Source organism: Kitasatospora gansuensis (genome assembly GCF_014203705.1).
In the GTDB taxonomy this organism is placed as follows: Bacteria; Actinomycetota; Actinomycetes; order Streptomycetales; family Streptomycetaceae; genus Kitasatospora; species Kitasatospora gansuensis.
The window spans coordinates 7229319-7250598 of record NZ_JACHJR010000001.1; the positions used below are offsets into that span (position 1 = coordinate 7229319).

At 68.5% G+C, this 21280-nt stretch carries 11 protein-coding genes and 3 pseudogenes; 4 read left to right on the top strand and 10 right to left on the bottom strand.

The features are described 5' to 3' along the window. Nucleotides 1-489: 489 nt before the first annotated feature. From F4556_RS32635 to F4556_RS32645, 3 genes are all read right to left on the bottom strand, one after another. A complete protein-coding gene (locus tag F4556_RS32635; RefSeq protein ID WP_184922603.1) occupies nucleotides 490-2046 on the bottom strand; it encodes an RICIN domain-containing protein in 1557 nt (518 codons plus the stop codon). Nucleotides 2047-2273: 227 nt separating this feature from the next. After that, nucleotides 2274-3794 (bottom strand): arabinofuranosidase catalytic domain-containing protein, encoded by a 1521-nt coding sequence (locus F4556_RS32640; protein ID WP_184922605.1) that lies wholly within the window; start codon nucleotides 3792-3794, stop codon nucleotides 2274-2276. 98 nt (nucleotides 3795-3892) lie between these two features. Continuing rightward, nucleotides 3893-6121 carry an alpha-L-fucosidase gene (locus F4556_RS32645; protein WP_184922607.1) on the bottom strand — a complete coding sequence of 743 codons (2229 nt, stop codon included), beginning with the start codon at nucleotides 6119-6121 and terminating at the stop codon, nucleotides 3893-3895. An 878-nt stretch (nucleotides 6122-6999) separates the two neighbouring features. On the opposite strand from F4556_RS32645, the gene F4556_RS39240 reads away from it, so the two are divergent. Together F4556_RS39240 and F4556_RS32655 are read left to right on the top strand one after the other, a co-directional pair. Further along, complete coding sequence (locus tag F4556_RS39240) at nucleotides 7000-9804, top strand: galactocerebrosidase (protein WP_184922609.1); 2805 nt, start codon at nucleotides 7000-7002, stop codon at nucleotides 9802-9804. Between the two features lie 108 nt (nucleotides 9805-9912). Further along, a complete protein-coding gene (locus tag F4556_RS32655; protein ID WP_184925569.1) occupies nucleotides 9913-10158 on the top strand; it encodes an RICIN domain-containing protein in 246 nt (81 codons plus the stop codon). A gap of 151 nt (nucleotides 10159-10309) precedes the next feature. Here the strand turns inward: F4556_RS32655 and F4556_RS32660 are convergent, their stop codons facing one another. Further along, nucleotides 10310-11275, bottom strand: a complete 966-nt coding sequence (locus tag F4556_RS32660; RefSeq protein WP_184922611.1) for an AraC family transcriptional regulator — start codon at nucleotides 11273-11275, stop codon at nucleotides 10310-10312. Between the two features lie 101 nt (nucleotides 11276-11376). Between F4556_RS32660 and F4556_RS32665 the strand changes: the two genes are divergently transcribed. Then, nucleotides 11377-12135 carry a nuclear transport factor 2 family protein gene (locus tag F4556_RS32665; RefSeq protein ID WP_184922613.1) on the top strand — a complete coding sequence of 253 codons (759 nt, stop codon included), beginning with the start codon at nucleotides 11377-11379 and terminating at the stop codon, nucleotides 12133-12135. A 79-nt stretch (nucleotides 12136-12214) separates the two neighbouring features. Here F4556_RS32665 and F4556_RS39590 read toward each other — a convergent pair. The 6 genes and pseudogenes from F4556_RS39590 to F4556_RS32680 form a co-directional block, all read right to left on the bottom strand. Further along, nucleotides 12215-13279 (bottom strand): annotated as a pseudogene (locus F4556_RS39590) (beta-galactosidase small subunit). Continuing rightward, nucleotides 13177-13602 (bottom strand): annotated as a pseudogene (locus tag F4556_RS39595) (glycoside hydrolase family 2 TIM barrel-domain containing protein); the annotation flags it as partial. The pseudogenes F4556_RS39595 and F4556_RS39590, both read right to left, overlap by 103 nt. Beyond that, a complete protein-coding gene (locus tag F4556_RS39600) occupies nucleotides 13577-14530 on the bottom strand; it encodes a glycoside hydrolase family 2 protein (protein WP_313068967.1) in 954 nt (317 codons plus the stop codon). The pseudogene F4556_RS39595 and the gene F4556_RS39600, both read right to left, overlap by 26 nt. Before the next feature lie 137 nt (nucleotides 14531-14667). Next, nucleotides 14668-15135: an AbfB domain-containing protein gene (locus F4556_RS39900; RefSeq protein WP_246511939.1), complete on the bottom strand. Its 468-nt coding sequence runs from the start codon at nucleotides 15133-15135 to the stop codon at nucleotides 14668-14670. Beyond that, nucleotides 15115-16938 (bottom strand): annotated as a pseudogene (locus F4556_RS32675) (family 43 glycosylhydrolase); the annotation flags it as partial. The pseudogene F4556_RS32675 and the gene F4556_RS39900, both read right to left, overlap by 21 nt. A 177-nt stretch (nucleotides 16939-17115) precedes the next feature. Beyond that, nucleotides 17116-19407, bottom strand: coding sequence for an alpha-L-fucosidase (locus F4556_RS32680; RefSeq protein ID WP_246511148.1), 2292 nt, complete (start codon nucleotides 19405-19407; stop codon nucleotides 17116-17118). Between the two features lie 336 nt (nucleotides 19408-19743). Here F4556_RS32680 and F4556_RS32685 point away from each other — a divergent pair, with 336 nt between their 5' ends. Beyond that, nucleotides 19744-21183 carry an RICIN domain-containing protein gene (locus F4556_RS32685; protein ID WP_184922619.1) on the top strand — a complete coding sequence of 480 codons (1440 nt, stop codon included), beginning with the start codon at nucleotides 19744-19746 and terminating at the stop codon, nucleotides 21181-21183. Nucleotides 21184-21280: the final 97 nt, after the last annotated feature.

Here is a 21280-nt window from a genome sequence, read left to right on the forward strand (position 1 = left end):
GCGTCCCGGCGAAGGGCTGGTTACCCGTGCTGGAATGGCGAATGCGACCGACGACCGCCTCGGCCCGTCCCCGGCGCCCGGCAGTTCGTCGTCGCCCAGGGCGCCGGCGACGAACGTAAGTCCGTCTTGGCGTGCCGTCAAGTAGTGCCGCAGCAACAGATCTTGGCGAGGCGACCGGTTCGGCTCGCTGGAGTGGCGGCTCCGGCGGAGGACGCCCGGGCGGCAACCTTTCGCGGAGCAGCGGCAACTGACGAGCGATCCACCAAGCGGCCGAAACCAGGAGCAGCGCTTGAACGAGACATACCCCATCGCGAGCGGACGCGGCAGGCGCGCACGCGCCGTCTGCAGCGACAAGGTGCTGGAGATGCCCGGGGCGGACACGCGTGGTCGGAGTCCGACGTCTGCAACGCGCTGGCCGCAGGCGCGGGTCGGTCCAGCCCACAGTCGTGCCGGGGGCTCCACCGAGCCCCCGGCACGACTTCTTGCTCGTTACTGCCGGCTCCATTTCTGGTTGGTGCCGCCGTTGCAGGTCCAGAGCTGGACGGGGGCGCCGTTGGCGGTGGAGGCAGCCTTGACGTCCAGGCACAGACCGGACTGGACGCCGGTGACGGTGCCGTCGCTGTTGAGGTTCCACTGCTGGTTGACGCCGCCGGTGCAGTCCCAGATGGCCACCTTGGTACCGGGAGAGGTGCCGAAGCCGTCGGCGTCCAGGCACTTGTTGCCGTAGATCCGTAGTTCCTTGGCAGGAGTGGGGTTCCACTGCTGGTTGGTGCCGCTGTTGCAGTCCCAGATCTGGGTCTGGGTGCCGTTGGCGGTGCTCGCGCCGGGCACGTCCAGGCAGCGGTTGGAGCCGACGCCGCGCAGTACGTTGCCCGTGCCGCTGCCGCCTCCGGGATTGGTGCCGGTGCCCCAGCCCCACTGGAGGCGGTCGAGGCCGGATTGGTTGGTGACGGTCACGGACAGGTTGGTGCCACTGCCGTTCAGGGAGGTGATGGCGCAGGAGGCGTTGTCGCAGGGCCCGGGGCCCTGGGTCTGGCCGGATTCCTTGACGCCGGTCCACAGGACGGTACCGATGCCGAGGCTGCGTGCGGTGTCGGTGACGGCGTAGAGGAAGGAGATGTTGTTGTTGCCATCCTTGGGGCCGCTGTAGTCGACGCCGGTGTTCATCGGGACGCCGAACTCGGTCACGATGGCGCGGTCGGCGTAGCCGCACAGATTGCCGGTGAACTCCTTGACCCAGTCGGCCTCGGTGCTGTGTGAGACGCCGAACATGCTGTAGGTGTGGATGGACAGCAGGGTGCCGGACAGCCGGGAGTCGGCGCCGACACCGCACAGACTCGCGTCGCCCCACAGGCCGGGGACGATCACGTGGTCACGGGGGAGGCCGGGGTAGTGCGTCAGCCAGTCGGCTTCGAAGTCGGTCAGCTCGGTGGCGCTGTAGGCCCAGGGCTCGTTCATGATGTCGAAGTAGAAATTGCTCTTCGCGCCGTACTTGTTGATCATCGTGTCCCACATCCGGTAGAAGGACGCGGTGTCGCCGACCTTCCCGTTCTGCAGCCACGGCGCAACGACGACCTTCATGCCCAGCGCGGTGGCGGCGTCCAGCGTCGCGGTGTAACTGCCCCACCAGGCTCCCGAGGTGGTCGCCGCGTTGAATCCCATCCGGACGGTGTTGGCCCCCGTCTTCTGGAAGCCCTTGAGGACGGCCATGGACTTCGAGTACACGGTGGCGTAGTCGTCCGACTCCGACAGGCCGACGGGGATATTCGGGCCGGTGATGAAGTTGTCCCTGGGATCTGCCCAGTTCACTCCACGGAACTGGCTGGTGCCCGAGGCCGCCGCCGGGGCGGCCTCCGTCGTGGACGCGGCCTGGGCCGTGCCGCTGGTCAGCAGCCCGAGCAGCGCCAGGGCCGCCGAGCCGGCGATCAGGCGCCGGGCGGTACGGACGCGGCTGTGCCGGGGCCCCGGGCCGGCGGGAGCATTCGCCGAGCCACCGTTGCCAGGTCGTTGCCGGTGGCGAAGCAGGCCCCACGTCGTGCTGTTCACGAAGTCTCCTTGCGAGGTTGGGGGATCGCTTTCCGGCGTTGTCAGCGCCGGATGCGGATAGCTGGTCGGTGGCAGTGAAAGGCCGCCTCCACGGCGGCAGGTCCTGGGATCGGTGGCCGGACCACGGGGAGTAGGCACGGGTAGCCGCCGCTGCCCGTCACGGGTGGTGCCGCCTCCTGGTCCGGAGAGCGGTACCACCGCGCTTGTCCTTGCTGAACGCCGTGGGATCAGCCCAGGGTCCACTTCTGGTTGCTGCCGGTGTTGCAGGTCCACAGCTGGACGAGGGCGCCGCTGGCGGTGGAGGCATCCTTGACGTCCAGGCAGAGCCCGGATGCGGCTCCGGTGATGGTGCCGTCGGAGTTGACCTTCCACTGCTGGTTGGCCTGCCCGTTGCACGCGTAGGTCTGGACCCGGGTGCCCGCGGAGTTCCCGTAGCCGGCGGCGTCCAGACACAGCTGCGAGGAGCCCGAGTAAACCGTCAACTCGTTCGATGACGTGTGCGTGAAGATCTGGTTCGCCCCGTCGTTGCAGTCCCAGGTCTGCAGTTGGGTGCCCCCCGCGGTGGACCATCCCGGCACGTCAAGACACTTGCCCGCGCCCACCGCGTGCAACTCACCCTTGTTCGCTCCGGTGGCGGAGGCGGCGTAGCCGACGGAGGTGATGTTGGACTGGACGGCGTCCTCGGTGGCGTTCGAGGGGTAGCCGGCGGTCATGACGCCTTCGTAGAAGGTGCCGGCGGAGCTGTTGCTGTTGTCGCCACCGATGCCGAGGAGGACAGCGCCCTGCTTCTTCATCGGGTGGTAGCCGGCGGCGTTGGGGCGTACGCCGTCGTAGAAGGTCGACAGGCCGCCGGACCGAGCGTCGCCGCCGCGGATCGCCCAGTGGTTGGACTCCCCCTTGACGATCGCGGTGGTGAACCGGTGGCTGATCGTCGGGTCGTTGGCGTTGTAGCCCGGGTTCACCCCCGAGAACAGGCCGTTCTCCATGTCGGCCATGATCCACGGGCCGCTCCCGGCGCCGGTGCCCCAGGCCCGGATGCTGCCGAAGTAGATCGCCTCCATGGTGCCGTTGCCGTCGTCGTGGTTGGTGGTCTCGGCGTTGCCGTAGTCGAAGCAGCAGCCGCTGTTGTAGTGGGTGCCGTCGAAGATGGCGTACATGCCCTCGGGTTGGTCGCCGATGGCGATCCCGTTGGTGTGGTTGTTGCGGTAGCCGGTGCCAGGACTGACGAAGACGCCGTAGGCCTTGTGGCCGGCGACGGTGATCGGGGCGGCGGTGGCGTCCGCGAGGGCGTCGGATCCGCCGGGGCCCGGGCCGTTGAACGTACCGAGCGGAGCCCTGGTGAGGTGGTTGCCGCGGCCCGACTGGTCGTAGATGACGCTGATCTCGCACCTCGTACCCGCGCAGAACGAGTCCTGCGCGGCCGCGTCGGCGTATCCGCCCGTGGACAGGACGCCGATGTCCCGGATGGCGTTGTCCGAGGCACGCTGAACTTGGTACAGCGGCCCGTTGTACGAGGAGTACAGCATGCGCGTCGTGCTGTGCGCGGCTACACAGGGCGTGCCGCCCGCGGCGTACAGGTCACACGGAAGCGAACCCGCCGCCTGTGCCGTGCCGACCGTCGTCGTGGCGCCGACCAGTGCACCGGTGACGAGCACGGCTGCGGCCCCGATGCGGGCCCACACGTTCGCCCGACGGTGCGGTGGACCCGCGTGGGGGCTGGATCGGGTCGGCTCCTGTGCTCGTTTCATCTCTGTTCCTAACTGCTCGAACGCATGGCGGCTGACGGTGTGTTGGCGCTGATCCCTTCTCCGCGTACGGGGACGGCGGACGGCCGGAGGCCGGCAGGTCACTGGACGGTGAAGGTCCACAGGAGGTTGGTGCTGCCGGTCCAGGCCCATTGCTTGGTGGCGGAGCCGGAGGTGACCTGGCCGCCGCCGTCGAGGACGAGGCCGGTGGTGCGGTTGGCGATGGTGTACCGGCCGTTGCCGCGGTCGGTGATCTGCCACTGCTGGTTGGTGCCGCCGTTCCAGGGGGCCTGCTGGGCCGGCGCCCCGTTGGCGGTGGCGCCCCAGCCGTCGGCGGCCATGCCGTTGGTGCGGTTGACCAGACGGTAGTAGCCGTTGCCCAGATCGACGGCCTGCCACTGGAGGTTCGGGCTGCCGTCCCAGGTCCACTGCTTGAGGTTGCTGCCTGAGGCGACGTTGCCGCCGCTGTCCAGCGTCAAGCCGTCGGTGACGTTGGTGAGGCGGAAGTACTTGGCAGGGTCGAAGAGCACCTTGAGCGAGGTGACGGCGTCGTTGTTGCCGGTGTCGCGCAGGTCGGCGTTGTCGGTGGGGAAGGTCCAGGCCGTGCCGGAGAAGTTGTCTCCCGAGTAGCCGATCACCTGGTAACCGGCGGGTATCCGGAGGGAGGAGATCGTGCGCGCCGCAAGGCCGGCGCTCTGCAGTTGCGCGGCCGTGTAGCTGCCCAGCCCGAGCTTCGCTGCCGTGCCCGCGTACGAGACATCGCTGTACGCGGTGGCGACGCCGTTGCCGCCGAGCACGGGAATCTGGCCGGAGAAGGTGAACTTCAGCACGTACGCGAGGGCGTTGAACGGCGCCGAGGCCGACGGAAGGCTGATGTGCAGGCCGTCGCTGCTCTGCGTGGGGGTGGGCAGGTCGATGTACGTGCCGCTGTTGCTGTTCAGCAACCGCACGGACGTCAGTGATCCGAGGTCGATGCGTCCGCTCGCCAGGGTGGTGATCGTCGTGGAGTTGCCGGGCCAGCCCAGGACCGTTGCGTACAGGACGGTGTCGGCCTTGTCGCGGGTGAACCGGAAGTCCCTGTTCGTTCCGGCCACAGGGGCGGTGAAGGAGCCTCCGCCCATCTTGGTCGGGCCTTCGCCGTGGACGGTCCAGGCGCGGGTGGCGTACAGGGATTCGCCGAACCGCTTGAGATGGTCGCCGAGTCCCAGCAGGACGTCCTGCTGGCCCTGGGGGATGGTGCCGTCGGCCATCGGGGCGATGTTGAGCAGCATGTTGCCGTTCTTGCTGATCCGGTCGATCAGCGCGTGCAGCATCTGGGCGGTGGAGTAGTAGCCGATGCCGACGGTGTAGCACCAGCTGGAGTCGCTGACGCTGTCGTCGGTCAGCCAGTACGGGCTGGTGATGTCGGCCGGTCCGCCGCGTTCGTAGTCGAACATCTCGCCGTTGTTGTTGTAGCCGTCCTTGTAGGTGGCCACGACTTCTCTGCCCCAGGAGATGGCCTGGTTGTAGTAGTAGGAGAGGAAGTTCAGCCGCTGACTCTCGTCGACCAGGCTCAGGTCGAAGTCCTCCCAGAGGATGTCCGGCTGCGCCAGGTCCACGACCTCCTTGAGCTTGTCGAACCACAGCTGGTTCTCCGCGGCGGTGCCGAGCTGCCCGTACAGCTTCTTCAGGCCGGCGGTCGGCTGGGCGGGCACGTGGTCGTAGAAGCCGTTGAAGTTGAACGCGTGGTGCATGGCCACGAGAAGCTTCAGGCCCTTGCCCCGGATGGCGTCGCGGAAAAGTGCCAGCAGGTCCAGACGCGGCCCGTGCTGGACGGAGTTCCACTCGTTGGCCGAGCTGTTCCACATCGAGAACCCGTCGTGGTGTTCGGACACCGGTCCGGCGAACTTCGCGCCCGCGTTCACGAACAGCTGCGCCCAGGCGTCCGGGTCGAATCTTCCCCCTTGGGAGACCAGCTTGGGCGCGAACTGCACCCAGTTGCCCGCCTTGTCGCGGGCTCCGTCGAGGAAGTTGTTGTACGGCCACACCGAGGGGTCGCCGTAGGTGGCGACGTGGTGGCTGTTGGCGCCCAGGCCCGGGATGTACATGTTCCGCGGGTACCACTCGTTGTCGTACGCCGGGACGCTGAAGGCACCCCAGTGGAAGTAGATCCCGAACTTCGCGTCCTGGAACCACTCCGGCGCCGGCGGGTGCTGGTCCACCGACGCCCACGTGGGCGAGTACGACGAGGGGGCCGCCAGCGCCCTCGTCGTACCGAGAGTGAGATCCGCCGCCACGGCGGCGACCACACCGGCGGCACTCGAAAGGAACACGCGCCTGCTGATGGTCATAGCGGAACCCTTCGTGGGGACGCCCGAATCCGCTTGGACGTCCTATGGATCGGTAGCTGCCATGGAGCTGGTTTCGCCCGGCCGTACGGAGCGACCAGGGGAAAGCGCGGTGCCGGCGGTGAGGGCGCTCGTCGACGCCCCTCGTCTGTTCTGCGCGTGTTGCCTTATGTTCGATTCCGCCTGTCGCGCTGCAATGCGTGTCGGCGAGACACATCGCTGATGATGTCAGCACTGGTGGAAATCGATACATGGGATGAATCCCGTGAAGGGCTGCCTGGCGACCCGCACAGTGCAGCCGTGTCCGGTTCGCCCGGACCGTGAAAGAGCTTGCCCTGATCGAATCAGTCGGTCAAGAGGCATGGCATACATAGGATGTATTGGCTCGTATGCGCGTTCATGGCCTCAGGTGCGTCGTACTGCCGGGGGACCGTCGAGACCCTTGACAGTGCTGTTCTGAAGCGGTTCCCTGGGTCTTGTGTTTGATTCTGCGTCATCTTGATTGGTTGCGTTAGCCAAGGTGACGAGGTCGGGGCGTGTCGCATGGCCGGTCGCGGCCACACCTGCGAGTGAGGGTCGCCATCATGTCGGCCCGACGCCTGGCACCAAGACCCAGGACCGCCCCGCAACACCACCCGGTGCACGCCGTGGGCGTCGGCAAGTGCCTTGACGTGCCGGGATGGTCCACCGCGGACGGTACGCACCCGGGGATCAGGGACTGTCACGGCGGATCCAACCAGCGACTGACCTTCGGCTGACGCCGCAGTGACCCCGTGCCCGAGCCGCGGGTGCGACCCAGCAGACCCAACCCCCGCGCCACGCACCCGCGCTCATCGGTGAGCAGATGCCCGGATGCGAATGCGCGTCTCAGGAGGACGTAGATGTCAGGAATCCCATGGCCCAGTTGGGCAGGGCGCCGCCTGCCGGTCGCTGCGGCCGTCACGGCCCTGGTGGCCGCGCTGTCGGTCGGAGTGCCCGCGACGCACGCGGTCGCCGCCTCGGCGACCACCATCGCGGTGAATGGATCGTCGCCGGGACTGACCTTCGACGGCGACGGCGCGATCAGCGGAGGCGGGGGGAACAGTCGCCTGCTGGCGGACTATCCCCCAGCCCAGCAGAGCCAGATTCTGGACTACCTGTTCAAGCCCGGATACGGGGCGCAGGTGCAGATCCTCAAACTGGAAACGGGCGGCTCGGGCAACTCGACCTCGGGCGCGGAGCCGTCCTTCGAGGAGGTCGAGGGCAATATCAACTGCAGTGCGGGGTACGAGTTCTGGCTGGGCCGGCAAGCAGTTCAGCGCAACCCCGGCATCAAGCTGTACGGGCTCACCTGGTCCGCTCCCGCATGGGTCGGTTCGAGCTTCTACAACGCCAACGGGATCCGGTACGTCCTGGACTGGCTGGGATGCGCGAAGCAGCACGGCTTGACGATCAGTTACATCGGTGGCTGGAACGAGCACGGTTACGACGCCAACTGGTTCCCCCAGCTGCGCAGCGCCCTCGACAACAATGGCTACGGCAGCGTGCAGGTGGTGGCCGCCGACGCGAACGACTCCGGATGGTCGACCGCGGACGGACTGGCGAGCAACCCGGCGTTCAAGGCGGCCACGGCAGTGGTCGGCAACCACTACCCGTGCTCCCCGTACAGCGGCTCCAGTTCCTACACCCAGTGCACCAGCACGCCGACGGCCAAGGGGCTCGGGCTGCCGCTGTGGGCCAGCGAGAACGGAACGCTGGACCACCAAGCCGGCGGAGCACCGATGGCCCGCACGAACAACCTGGTCTACCTCCAGGGCCGGATGGTCGCGAACATCAACTGGCCGATCGTGGCGAGCGCCTATCCCGATGTCTCCTTCGTGGGACAGGGGCTGATCAGGGCGGACCAGCCCTGGTCGGGTGCCTATGACGTGGGTCTGTCGACCTGGGCGATGGCCCATACCACCCAGTTCGCGCAGCCGGGCTGGCGCTACCTCGACAGCGGCTCCGGATACCTGGGCGGATCGTCCTACACGCAGGGCAGCTATGTGTCCCTGAAGTCGCCCGACAACCACGACTGGTCCACGGTCATCGAGACCACGAGGGCTTCCGGCCCGCAGACCGTGACGTTCAACGTGGGAGGTGGACTGTCGACAGGCACGGTCCATGTCTGGTCCACCAACCTGGCGTCGAGTGATCCGTCCACCTGGTTCGTCCGGAATCCGGATGTCACCCCGGACGGCTCGGGGAAGGTCACGGTGACCCTGCAACCGGACCGGGTCTACTCCTTCACCACCACGACCGGCCAGGGCAAGGGGACGGCTTCCAGCCCGGCGGCGGCTGAGCTGCCGCTGCCGTACAGCGACGACTTCACTTCGGAAGCGTTCGGCAGCCAGCCCCGCTATCTCGGCACGATGGAGGGCGCGTTCGACGTGCAGCCGTGCGTGGGGCGCTCCGGGCGATGCGTCCAGCAGGAGACGCCTGCCCGGCCGCTGGAATGGGGCTACTTCAACGGCGACACGCGTCCCTACACCGCAGGTGGCAACGGCAACTGGACCAACTACCAGGTCTCGGCCGACGTGATGAACAAGGCCGCCGGATCAGTAGGCATCGCGGGCCGTCAGCAGAGCGCAGGGGAGCAGTGGAACGCGGGAGAAGACCCGACCCACGTGAAGGGCTACTGGTTCTCGTTGAGCGACAGCGGCGCGTGGTCGGTCACCCGTTCCGACTTCGCGGACAACAAGCTGACGCTGGCGAGCGGCACGATGCCGAGCGCAGCAGGACCGGGTACCTGGCACCACCTCGCGCTGGGGTTCAGTGGTGCGACCATCACGGCTGCCGTCGACGGCACGACGGTCAGCACGGTCACCGACACCGCGTACAGCGCCGGCAAGGTCGCACTCTTCACCGGCGGGTACACCGTCGGCAGCCAGTTCGCCAACCTGACGGTCGCGCCGCTGCCGGGTGGCACAGCACAGACGGTGACCGTGCCCTACAGCGCCGTCGGCCAGTGGCAGTACTCCGGGTCCTGGTCCAGCGGTGGCGGCAACACCTGGTCCGCCGCCGTCGGCGCCACCGCCACCCTGACCTTCAAGGGAAGCTACGTGGCACTGGACTCCATCGCCTACGACAGCCAGGGCGTTGTGACGGTCTCGGTCGACGGCGGTGCGGCGACCTCCGTGGATCTGTACCGCAACTCCAGCCAGGGCGTGACCGCACCGGTCTTCACCGCCAACGGCCTCGATCCGACGGTGACCCACACGCTCAAGGTCACCGTCACCGGTACCAAGAATCCCGCCTCCAGCGGAACTTGGGCCTCGGTCGCCTACGCTGTCGTCGGGACGCCGCAGACCATCCCGTACAGCGCCGTCGGCCAGTGGCAGTACTCCGGGTCCTGGTCCAGTGGCGGCGGCAACACCTGGTCCGCCACCGTCGGCGCCACCGCCACCCTGACCTTCAAGGGAAGCGGTGTGACGCTGGACTCCATCGTCTACAACGGCCAGGGCGTTGTGACGGTCTCGGTCGACGGCGGTGCGGCGACCTCCGTGGATCTGTACCGCAACTCCAGCCAGGGCGTGACCGCACCGGTCTTCACCGCCAACGGCCTCGATCCGACGGTGACCCACACGCTCAAGGTCACCGTCACCGGTACCAAGAATCCCGCCTCCAACGGCACTTGGGCGTCCGTGGCCGACGCCGCCATCACCTAGAGTCCGCGCGGTGTCATGATCGATCCTTGGGTTCCGTTCCCGCGCGGGGACTACGGCCCGTACAACGCCAACCAGTACTACGTGTACTCGGCGGGCCGCGAGTTGTAGATCGGAGGCAAGTGCCTTGGAGCGAGCAGCGACGGCACCGCCAACGGCACCAAGGTCATCACCTGGGGCTGCAACAGCACCAGCAGCCAGAAATGGACCTTCCATCCGGATGGCAGTATCACCAACGACCTCTCCGGTCTCTGCCTCGATGTCACCGATGTCGGCACGGCGAACGGATCAACCGTCCAGCTCTGGGGTTGCTCCGGCGGCTCGAACCAGAAGTGGACGGCCGCCAGCGACGGCTGACGGATCCTCGGGAAGCCAACCGGCGGGGGAGGAGGTCCCGCCAGGCTGCTGGTCGCCTTCCCGTACGGCGGGACCACTCCGAAACATGCTCCGCAAGGTCTAGGTCGTGTCGCAAAAGCGGATCATGTCCACATGAGTGGTGAGGCGAAGGCTACGGCTGCTTGGCAGGAGCCGGCGGTCTTGTCGTATCTGGTGGCGAGGCCGCGCCACAGGGGTGTTGGTGTGCGCGGAAGGTGCCGGGGGGCAGGCCGGTCTCCCGGGTGAAGAACTTGCCGAAGTTGGTGGGTTCGGTGAAGCCGAGGCGGCGGCCGATGGTGGCGACGGGCAGGTCGGTGTGGGCCAGGAGGCGGCCGGCCTCCAGGGCGACGCGGGCGTCGATGAGGGCTTTGGCGTTGCGGCCGGTGGCGGCTTGGCAGGCGCGGTTGAGGGTGGGCAGGGAGTAGCCGACGCGGGCGGCGTAGGCGGCGGCGCTGCGGGTGGTGGCGAAGGAGTGTTCGAGTTCGTGCCGGAAGCGCAAGAAGGTGTCGCTTCCGATGGTGGCGGGGCCGGGCCGGCTGCCGTCCGGGGTGGGGAGTCTGGCGATGCGGAGCACGAGTGCGGCGAGTAGGTGGCGCAGGAGTTCCACGGTGGCCGCGCTGCCCGGCTCGTCCACGGCGCTTCGGTACTCGGCGGCCAGTTCGTCCAGGGCGGCGGTGAGTGAGGTGTTCTCGTGTGGTGCGAGATTCCGGACGGCGGGGCTGAAGGGGCTGAGCAGGGTGCGGGCGGCTTCCAGGGGCGGCAGGAAGGCGGGGGTGAACAGCACGATGGTCGCCTGGATCGGCTGGGCCGGCTGGATGGGTCGGGGCAGGCGCAGTACTCGGCCGGGGGCCACGTGCAGCAGGGTGCCCAGGGGTGAGGGGTGTTCTTGGAAATCGACCATGGTGGTGGCTTCGCCCGCAGTGATCAGGATGATCTGATGGAAATCGGTGCGGTGCACACCGAGCAGCGCTTGCCGGGAGAGTTTGCTGGCCAGATGGGCAATGCTGGTCACTTCGATGCCCAGCGGGGCGCGGTCGGGGTTGTGGAAGCCGTACTCGGCGACGCGCGTGCCTTCGCCCGGATGCTCGGTTTTGACCATGATGCTTTCGGATCCTACCTCGCGGCAGCGGCACCCCCTGGCCGAAGGTGGAGGTGCGACTGGCGGGGACGGCTCCGCCTCCGCATCGGAAGGGACGTGTCATGGGCAACAAGGAACTGGTTCTGCAGGCCGCCGATGAGCTGTTCGGCAAGAAGGACCCTGCCGCGGTGGACCGCTGGGTCGCGGCCGACTACCGCCAGCACAGCTCACTGGCCGCCGACGGCCCTCAGGCCCTGCGCGACCTGGTGGCCGGTCTGCCCGACGGTTTCCGCTACGAGGGCGCCCGGGTGATCGCGGACGGCGACCTGGTCGCCCTGCACGGCACCTACTACGGCTTCGGACCGGACCCGCTGGTGGCCTTCGACCTGTTCCGCGTCGACGCCGACGGCAAGCTGGCCGAGCACTGGGACGCCCTCACCCCGGTCGTGGCGAAGACCGCTTCCGGCCGCTCGCAGACCGACGGGCAGGGCGCGCCGCGTGACCTGGACCGGACCGAGGCCAACCGGGCCCTGGTCCTGGAGTTCGCGGAGCGGGTCCTCAAGGGTGCCGACTACTCGGTGCTGACCGACTTCATCTCCACCGAGACCTACCTCCAGCACAACGCGGAGGCTGCCGACGGCCTGGACGGCTTCGGCGCCGCCGCCGCGAAGTGGGGCGAGCAGGGCAAGAACCTGGTCTACAAGACGGTGCACAAGGTCGTCGCGGAAGGCGACCTGGTCCTGCTGCAGTCCGAGGGCGAGTTCGGGGTGCCGGTGGCGTACTGGGACCTGTTCCGTGTCGCCGACGGCAAGATCGTCGAGCATTGGGACGTCATCGCGCCGGTCCCGGCCGAGCTGCCGCACTCCAACGGCCTGTTCTGAACCCACCGGGGGCCGGCCAACGGAGCGTGAAGCGGCCCGCCGCACCAGGCACTCCGGTGCGGCGGGCCGCTCGGTGACCTCAGCTCCGGTGCAGGGGAGTCAGGATGAACGCCAAGTCCGCCGGCCCGAGTTCGAGCCGGTACCGAGGCAGGACACCGGGTCCCACGGCGGCGGTGCCGAGGCCCTGGACGCGGTGGTCGGTGTGGAGGTGGATCACCGGGCCAGGGACCAGTTCGGTGTGGTGCCGTGCGGCGTCGAGCTGCTGGTCGGTCCAGCGGCGTGCGGAGAAGTGGAACGGCTCCTCGCCCGCGATGCGCATTCCGTTCCCGGCCGGGTCGGTGAAGGTGGCCCAGCGGGTGTCCGCGCGGTTGCTGTTCTCCTGGGGGCGCACGTAGGGCGTCTGAAGCTCGTCCACGGTGGCACGGAAGCGTCCGACGCGAACCGCCTGGCGGGAGTCGGGGTACGCCTCGCCCGGGCCGGCGCCGAACCGCTCGACCCGCGACCGGTCGGTGGGAATCTCTCAGTCGAGCCCGATGCGGGCCAGTGAGCGTGACCCGTTCCTGCGGACCTGTTCCCGGTACTCCTCCGGCGGGAGGGTCGGGTCCACCATGGTGTCCTGGAAGTCGTCCCCCCGCTCCGGCCAGTGGCCGACGGGTTCGGTGTGCACCCGCAGGCGCAGGCTGTCACCGTCGCTGTCCCAGCGGTAGGTGGTGAGGTAGCCGGAGTTGCCCGCGGCGGCGGCGCTGCGGGCGACGACGGTCATGCCCGCCACGTCCGGGGCGACGGAGAGCGTACGGTGCCGCAGCCGGTCCAGACCGCGGGCCTTCCAGTAGGCGGCGTCGCGCTGGTGCCAGCCGCCGTCGTTGTCGGTGGGCGCGCGCCACAGGCCCAACCGCGGTCCGCGGAGGGCGAGTTCGCCGATGCCGAGCAGAGCTCCGGTGGTCCGGTCGAAGCGGCCGGGGCCGAGCAGGAGGTGGCGCTCACCTTCGCGTACTCCAGGAGACCGGGGGAGGGAGTGCGGTCGGGAAGGACCAGTCCGTCGCAGATGAAGTTGCCGTCGTGCAGGTCTTCGCCGAAGTCGCCGCCGTAGCCGAAGAACTGGCGTCCCTCGGCGTCCCGGGTGCGCAGTCCCTGGTCCAACCACTCCCAGACGTAGCCGCCCTGCACGCGTGGGTACTCGTCGCAGAGTTGCAGGTACTCGGCGAGCCCGCCGGGCCCGTTGCCCATGGCGTGGGCGAACTCGGTGAGCAGGAAGGGCCTGCGGTTGCGCGGGTCGTCCGCCGGATCGCCGGAGCCGGCCGGGGGCGGGTAGTTGACCTCGCCCGGCCGCAGCTCTCCCCGGCCGATCCGGGCGACGGCGGCGGGCGGCCGGTACATCTCGGCGTGCACGTCGGTGTACTCGCCGAGCCGGTCACCCTCGTAGTGGATCGGGCGGGACGGGTCACGCCGCCGGACCCACTCGGACATGGCCCGAAGAGTGCGCGGTGCGTACGGCGTTGATGTTGTGTTGCTTCATCAATTCGACGTCGCGGCGCATGACTTCGAGCGAGAGCGTCCGGCCGTGATCGGGGTCGAACTCGTGCCGGTTCACGCCGCGCAGCACCACCCGGCGGCCGTTGACCCGAAGTACCCCGGCCTCGTCGACGGCGATGCTGCGGAACCCGATCCGGATCCGCTCGCCGGCGGTGGCCAGGTACGCCTCGTAGAGCTGTGGGTCCTCCGCGCTCCAGGGCCGTACCGAAGAGAAGGCGAACTCGCCGTCGGCCGACTGGTCGTGGATCCCGAGGGCCGGGATGTCGATCCGCACCGGCGCGTGGGCGTCGGTCACCACCCGGAGCCGGCCCGCGCCGGTGTCCGCGTCGTAGTCGGCGTGCACGAAGACGTCCCGGATGCCGCCGGCAGGGCGGGCCAGCAGGGACACGTCGCGGAAGATGCCTGACAGGCGCCAGGTGTCCTGGTCCTCCAGGTAGGTGCCCGCGGAGAACTGGTGCACCCGGACCGCCAGCACGTTGCGGCCGGGCCGCAGCAGCTCGCCCACGTCGAACTCGGTCGGCAGGCGACTGCCGTAAGTGACGCCCAGCCGGCGGCCGTTGAGCCAGACCGGGGCGCAGGAGTCCACGCCCTCGAAGCGCAGCACGGCCGGCGCACCCGTCCAGTCGGCGGGCAGGTCGAAGGTCCTGCGGTAGTCCCCGGTCTCGTTCTCGTCCGGGACGAAGGGCGGGTCGAGCGGGATCGGGTAGGCGATGTTGAGGTAGATCGGCCGGCCGTAGCCGTGCAGCTGCCAGTGCGAGGGGACCCGGAGGGCGTCCCAGGAACTGTCGTCGGAGTCCAGGACCGCGCGCGGCGCGGCACAGCCGTGGCCGGGTGCGTAGTCCTCGAAATAGCGTGCGGACACGGGGGAGCCTCGGCGGTTGTGGGCGATGCGCGTGACCGTACTGTCGAAGCCGTCTTGCGGGAAGCACCGTCGGAACATCGAGAGCTTCGTGGAGCGGTGTGCTGGGGACACCCCGACGCCGGGCGGCGTGGATGCGATCAAGCCCACGGGCTGACCGCCCTGAAGGAACTGTCGGCGCGGAAGGTGGCGTCGTCCTGGTACGGGTCGATGCGCAGCTCGTAGTTGTAGTGGCGGAGGTAGCGGCCGGGGTAGTTGTAGGACTCCAGGCTGACCGAGCCGGTGGCCGAACCCGGTCGGGCGCAGAAGGTGGCGTCACTGTTGAAGGTCGTCGAGCCGTTGCTCGCGTCGAAGCGGATCCGGTAGTCCTGGTGGCGCAGATAGCGGCCGGACGAGTCGCGGAACGAGTAGCAGCTGGAGTCGGCCAGGCCGGGGACGACGGTGAAGGTGGCGCTCTGCTTGACCGCCGTGGTGCCGGCGGAGGTCACCGGGTCGAGGTAGCCGAGGCTGTCGGAGCGGACGGCGGCGTAGCGGCCGGTGAAGTTGACCGACTGGAGCGAGCGGGTGGTGTTCGTCGGCAGAGTGGGGAGCGGGGCGATGCTGCCCAGGGCGGGGACGACCTTCTTGATCAGCCCGCCGGAGTCGAACTCCAGCTTGTCGATGGTCGTTTCGCGGTGGGTGCCGTCACCGCCGGGAATGGCGAAGCGGTGGTAGGCGATGTACCAGTCGTCGGTGTTCGGCACCTGCACCACGGAGTGGTGGCCGGGGCCCTTGATGCCGAGGGCGAGGTCCTTCTCCAGGAGCACGCCCCGGTTGGTCCAGGGACCGGTGGGCGAGGAGCCGGTGGCGTAGGCGACCCGGTAGTTCTCGTCGCGGGTGTCGCCCTCCGACCACATGAAGTAGTAGGTGCCCTTGCGCTTGACGACGAAGCTGCCCTCGGTGAAGCCGCTGGGGGTGACGCTGGTGACCTTGGAGGCGTCGAAGGAGACCATGTCGTCGTTCAGCGGGACCACGTACGCCCGGCCGTTGCCCCAGTAGAGGTACTGCTTCCCGTCGTCGTCGGTGAAGACCGCCGGGTCGATCATCTGGCCGGTATAGGCGCCGCGGGCGATCAGGGGCCTGCCGAGCGGGTCCTTGAACGGGCCGGTGGGCGAGTCGGAGACCGCGACGCCGATGTTCGTGTCGGCGGAGTAGTAGAAGTAGTACTTCCCGTTCTTCTCGGTCATGGTCGGGGCCCAGGCCCGGGTGTCGGCCCAGCTGACGTCGGGTCCGAGGTCGAGGATGACGCCGTGGTCCGTCCAGTGGACCAGGTCCCTGGAGGAGTACGCCTTGAACTGCGTGCCGCTCCAGCCCGCGAAGCCGTCCGTGGTCGGATAGAGGTAGTAGGTGTCGCCGAACCGGACGATGTCAGGGTCGGCGGTGAGCCCCGGCAGGACCGGGCTCTTCATGATCAGCGCCTCGACCGTCCAGGTGCGCTTCCCGCCGTCGGAGCCGGTCACCTCGTACGTGAGCGGCTTGGTGAAGTCGCGCGGAGTGCCGGAGGCCGGGCTGATGGACGCGCCGTTGACGAGGGTGAACTGCGGGGCGAGCGCGGTGAGTTCACTGCCCTCGGCCAGTGGGAGGGTGATCCTGCTGTTGGCGTCGTCGATGATGGCGCCGATCTTCAGCGCGGGATGGGTGGCCGTGGTGACGCCCGTGGTGTTCCCGCTGAGTACGACGACCTCGCTGGGCGCCAGTGCGCGGTCGTAGACGCGGAAGTCACGGATCCTGCCCTTGAAGAGCTTGTCGCCGGTGTAGAGCGACTTGCCGATGTAGTTGGCCGTGGTGGTGCCGGACCCGATGGCGCCGGGGGTGATGGTGAGCGACGTGTTGCGGGCCACCTCCACGCCGTCCTGGTAGAGGACGCCGGTGGTGCCGGTCTGGGTGTAGGTGACGTGCTTCCAGACCGAACGCGGCAGCGCGGCGGAGGTCCGGGTGTTCTGCTCGGTGTTCCAGTCCCCGGAAGCGATGCCGGTCCGGAACGAGTCGCCCGTGGTGAACAGATACCCGTTGCCACTGCCATTGGTGGTGTTGCCGAAGCCGTAGACGAAGTACGGCGTGGTCTGGGTGGCGTCGATCTGCACGTCCATCGCGACGGTGACCGAGTTCAGGCCGCTCATGATGTTGTCCGGCACCTTGATGTAGGTGTCCGAGCCGTTGAACGTGAGCCCTTCGCCGGCACCCGACCAGCGCGCGGCGCCGTTGACGGTGCCGTCCCTGCCGTGGCCCGAGGCGTCCGCCGCCACGGTGCCGGAGGTGGCGTCGAGTCTGTACCAGAGAGCAAGGCCGTCGGTGATCTCCGCCGCCCGGGCGGGTGCGGCCGGGCCGACGACACCCGCCAGGAGCGAGGCGACGGCCACGGCCACGGCGGCCAGAGCGCCCGGCCGGAATCTCCGGCGGTCCCGAGGACTCACGCTGTACATGGGTTCACATCCCTGAAGAAGGCATTGCTGCCGGTGTCGTAGGTGTGCGGGTCGGCGCTGTCGGTCGGTGGCCGGGCCGGGCTCCCCGCGGTCCGAAGCGGCACGGGTCCCCTCGCCGGAACGCCGTCACAGGGCGACGAGCTGCCAGTCCTGGTTCGCCCCGTCGGTGGTGGGCCACTGGATGACCTGGACACCGTCCGTGGTGGCGGCGTCCTTGACGTCGGCGCACCACCCGTTACGGACGTTGACGAGCCGGTGGTAGCCGCTGGTCCGGGAGGGGACCAGCTTCCAGCACTGGTTGTCGCCGCCGTCGTCGGCCGACTGGTCCAGGGGCGCGCCCTTGAGGGAGTTGTCCGGGCTCTCCAGGAGCCGGGCGCTGCGGACGTTGACCAGCCGGTAGGAGCCGTCGCTGTTCGGCAGCAGTTTCCACTGCTGGTTGGTACCGCCTGTCGAGGGCCACTGGATGATGGCGGCTCCGTCGGCGCTGGAGGCGTCGCTGACGTCCATGACCTTGCCGCTCTTGCGGTTCACCAGTCGGAAGGTGCCCAGGTCCGCGGTGAAGGGCCGGTCGTAGATCTCCAGGTTGCGGATGGACGCCCAGACGCCGGTGGGCAGTCCGGTGACCGTGACCCGTATGTAGCGGACCTGGGCACCGAGTACGACGGTCTGCACCTGGCTGGTGCTCGTGGTGTCGGTACGGTCGGCGAGCATGGTCCAGGTGGCGTTGTCGGTGGAACCCTCGATGCGGTAGCGGTAGTTGGTGGCGTCCAGCTCCCAGGCGATGCGCGCACCGGTGACCGGTTTGGCCGTTCCCAGGTCGACCTTGAGCCAGTTGCCGGCGTTGGCGTTGTCGGCGCACCAGCGGCTGGCGGTGGAGCCGTCGACGGCCTTGGCTGCGGTGTTGCCCTTGGAGGTCTCCTCGCTGCCGGCGGTGGCGGTCCTGCCCGCGGCGATGTCGGCCGGTTGCACGGTCCGGTCCAGGGTCACGCCCACCACGCTGTCCTCGGGGACGCGGGTCCGGTTGATGCCGGTGACGGTCACCTTGCCGTCCGCGCCGACCGAGTACGGCAGGTCGGTGCCCGAGGCCACGTCGTGGACCCGGGTGACCTGGGCGTCCCCGATCGAGGGGGTGGTGAGGGAGGTGCCGCCGTAGCCGGGCAGCAGGTGGATGTAGAAGGTGCTGCCCCGGTAGGTGTAGCCGTACTTGCCGTCGAGCGGTTGCCAGGGGCCGCCGGTGGTGCCGTAGACGGCCTCGCCGCAGGTGGTCATGAAGGAACCGATCCGGCGCACCAGGTCGGCCTGGGCGGTGGGGACCACACCGGTACGGTCCGGGCCGACGTTGACCAGGCAGGTCATGTTCCGCACCCAGGCATTGACCAGGATGTTCATGGCCGTGCCGAAGCCCATCACGCTCGCGCCGGCCTTGTAGCCCCAGGCACCGCCGATGGTGAAGCACTTCTCCGCGACGTGTCCGGAGCGGATCGCGCCGGAGGGCACGGAGGGGCCCTCTTCGCTGGTGTAGTCGCCGATCCAGCCCGAACGCAGGGTGGTGACGATGTCCGGCTGGTGCTTGCGCACCAGCCCGGTCAGGCCGAGCGGCTTACCGGTGGCGGGATCGGTCTCGCTGTAGGCGGGGTCCACCGGCCACTGGTTCGCCGGGTCGCGAAACCTGCCCGGCTCCCAGAAGAACGCGGCGGACGCGTCGGAGCCCTGCTGGCCGAGCCAGCCGCCGTCCCACCACAGGTCGTCGATCTTGCCGTACCGGGTGACCAGTTCCCTGACCTGCTGGTACAACTCGTTCTTCATGATCCGCGCATTCTCTTTGTGCGCGGGATCCGTGGTGTAACCCCACTTGTTGGGCAGGCAGTTGGTGCCGGTGACGTCGTAGTAGCCCGGGTAGCGCCAGCTCAGCGGCGAGATGTACAGGCCCACCTTCAGCCCGGCGTCGCGTACGGCGGTGACGTACTGGCCGACGAAGTCCTTCTGGGGCGGGGCCTGCCCGGCGTGCCAGGCGTTCGGGTGGGTGGACGGCCACAGCGCGAAGCCCTCGTGGTGGCGGGCCGTGAGCACCGTGTACCTGGCGCCCATGTCCTTGGCCAGTTGGGCCCAGTCGGCCGGGTTGTAGGCGCCGGCGGTGAACTGCTCGCCGGTGGCGTCGGTGACGTACTTCCGGTAGTCCTCCGGAGTGACGGCGGAGTTCTCCATGTACCACTCGCCCTTGGCCGGGCCGGAGTAGACACCCCAGTGGATGAACATGCCGAGCTTGGCGTCCTGCAACCACTCGATCTTGTCGTCGGACTGCTGCTCGACACCCATGTCGAGCTTGGGAATCCGCAGCGGGGGGAGCGGGAGCGGCTGGGGAGCGGCGGCGTAGGCGGGGATCGCCAGTGCGGGAGTGATGGCTGCGGCGGCCGTCATGGCCGCCAGGCCGACAAGCACTCGTCGGCGAGTGATCGACTGTGACAAAGGTCTTCTCCTGACTGTCCGCAGGACAGCACGCAGGTGAACAGCTCGGCGTGCATTTCACTCATGTGTCATCGGATGTATTAATCATCAGCAGACGTGTCATGTCTAGAGGGCAGTCGAAATCTCGCTGAAACCATAGAGTGTCGGATCCGGAGGGACGGGGCTGCATAGAAGACATCGGATGTGTATCCCGGCCAGGGTGTTGACGGGGCCTCACTTCCCGGCTACCGTCCTCAATCGGAGTCGCACACAACTGAACAAATTGCAACCTCTTCGAGGTGAATCCAGATGCTCCGACGCGCCCTCACCCGTGCGCTGGCGGCCCTCCTGAGCGTGACCGCCCTCCTGGCCGGCGGCTCCCCCGCCCGAGCGGCAACGGTCACCATCACCAACGCCACCCAGTTCACCGACACCACCGGCGCCGTCGTCCACGCCCACGGCGGCGGAGCGATCAAAGTCGGCTCGTACTACTACTGGTTCGGTGAGAACCGCAATGCCGACAACACCTTCAGGGCCGTCTCCGCCTACCGCTCGTCCGACCTGAAGAACTGGGAGTTCAGGCGCAACGTCCTGACCCAGGCCACCGACCCGGAGCTGGCGGTCGCCAACATCGAGCGGCCCAAGGTCATCTACAACTCCACCACCGGAACGTTCGTGATGTGGATGCACAAGGAGAACGGCACCGACTACACCCAGGCCCGTGCAGCCGTCGCCGTCTCCGCCACGGTCGACGGCGACTACACCTGGAAGGGCAGCTTCCGGCCCCCGACTGGCACCACTTCCCGCGACATGACCCTGTTCCAGGACGACGACGGTACCGGCTACCAGATCACCTCCGCCGCCGGCAATGCCGATCTGCAGATCTGGAGACTCACCGCCGACTACACGGCCTACGACAGGCTGACCGCCAACCCCTGGGCCGGTACCTTCCGTGAGGCTCCGGCGCTGTTCAAGCGCGACGGCGTCTACTTCCTGCTGACCTCCGGTAACAGCGGCTGGAAGCCCAATCAACAGAAGTACGCCACCGCCGGCAGCATCGCCGGCCCGTGGACGGCCATGTCCGACATCGGTGACGACACCGGCTACGGATCCCAGACCACGTTCGTGCTGCCCGTGCAGGGAAGCTCCGGCATCTCCTATCTCTACCTGGGCGACCGCTGGGGCAACTCCATGGGCGGCACCGTCAACGACTCCCGGTACGTCTGGCTTCCGCTGGCCTTCCCGACCCGGACCACCATGAACCTGCCGTGGTACCCGCAGGTCGCCATCGACACCGACGCCGGCCCGGTCACCGGCGTGGGCGGCGGCCCGTACTACAACCTGGCGGCCCGGCACAGCGGCAGGTGCCTCGACGTCTCCGACAACTCCGCCGCCGACGGTGCGGTCGCCCTGCAGTACACCTGCACCGGCGGTCTCAACCAGCAGTGGCGGCTCAGGGACGCCGGCAACGGGTACGTCCAGATCCTCGCCCAGCACAGCGGCAAGTGCCTCGACGTCGCGAACGGCTCGACCGCCGACGGCGCCTCCGTGAACCAGTACCGCTGCACCACCGGGACCAATCAGCAGTGGCAGTTCCAGGACCAAGGGAGCGGCTACCACCGGCTCGTCGCCCGGCACAGCGGCAAGTGCCTCGACGTGGCGGACGCCTCCACCGTCAACGGCGCCCGCCTCATCCAGTGGCCCTGCGGCACCGGCGCCAACCAGCAGTTCCAGCGGCGCGCGGCGTAACGCCTCTTCCCGGCGGACCCCGCCGCCCAGGCCGCCGTCGGTCGTCCCCACCACGTCGTCACCGCAAGCACTGCCATCGATCCGTACAGGAGCATGA

Coding starts and splice junctions, on each gene's coding strand:
- F4556_RS32640 (WP_184922605.1), bottom strand. CDS start 3,794: ATGAAACGAGCACAGGAGCCGACCCGATCCAGCCCCCACGCGGGTCCA.
- F4556_RS32665 (WP_184922613.1), top strand. CDS start 11,377: ATGGGCAACAAGGAACTGGTTCTGCAGGCCGCCGATGAGCTGTTCGGC.
- F4556_RS39240 (WP_184922609.1), top strand. CDS start 7,000: ATGTCAGGAATCCCATGGCCCAGTTGGGCAGGGCGCCGCCTGCCGGTC.
- F4556_RS32680 (WP_246511148.1), bottom strand. CDS start 19,407: ATGACGGCCGCCGCAGCCATCACTCCCGCACTGGCGATCCCCGCCTAC.
- F4556_RS32685 (WP_184922619.1), top strand. CDS start 19,744: ATGCTCCGACGCGCCCTCACCCGTGCGCTGGCGGCCCTCCTGAGCGTG.
- F4556_RS32645 (WP_184922607.1), bottom strand. CDS start 6,121: ATGACCATCAGCAGGCGCGTGTTCCTTTCGAGTGCCGCCGGTGTGGTC.
- F4556_RS32660 (WP_184922611.1), bottom strand. CDS start 11,275: ATGGTCAAAACCGAGCATCCGGGCGAAGGCACGCGCGTCGCCGAGTAC.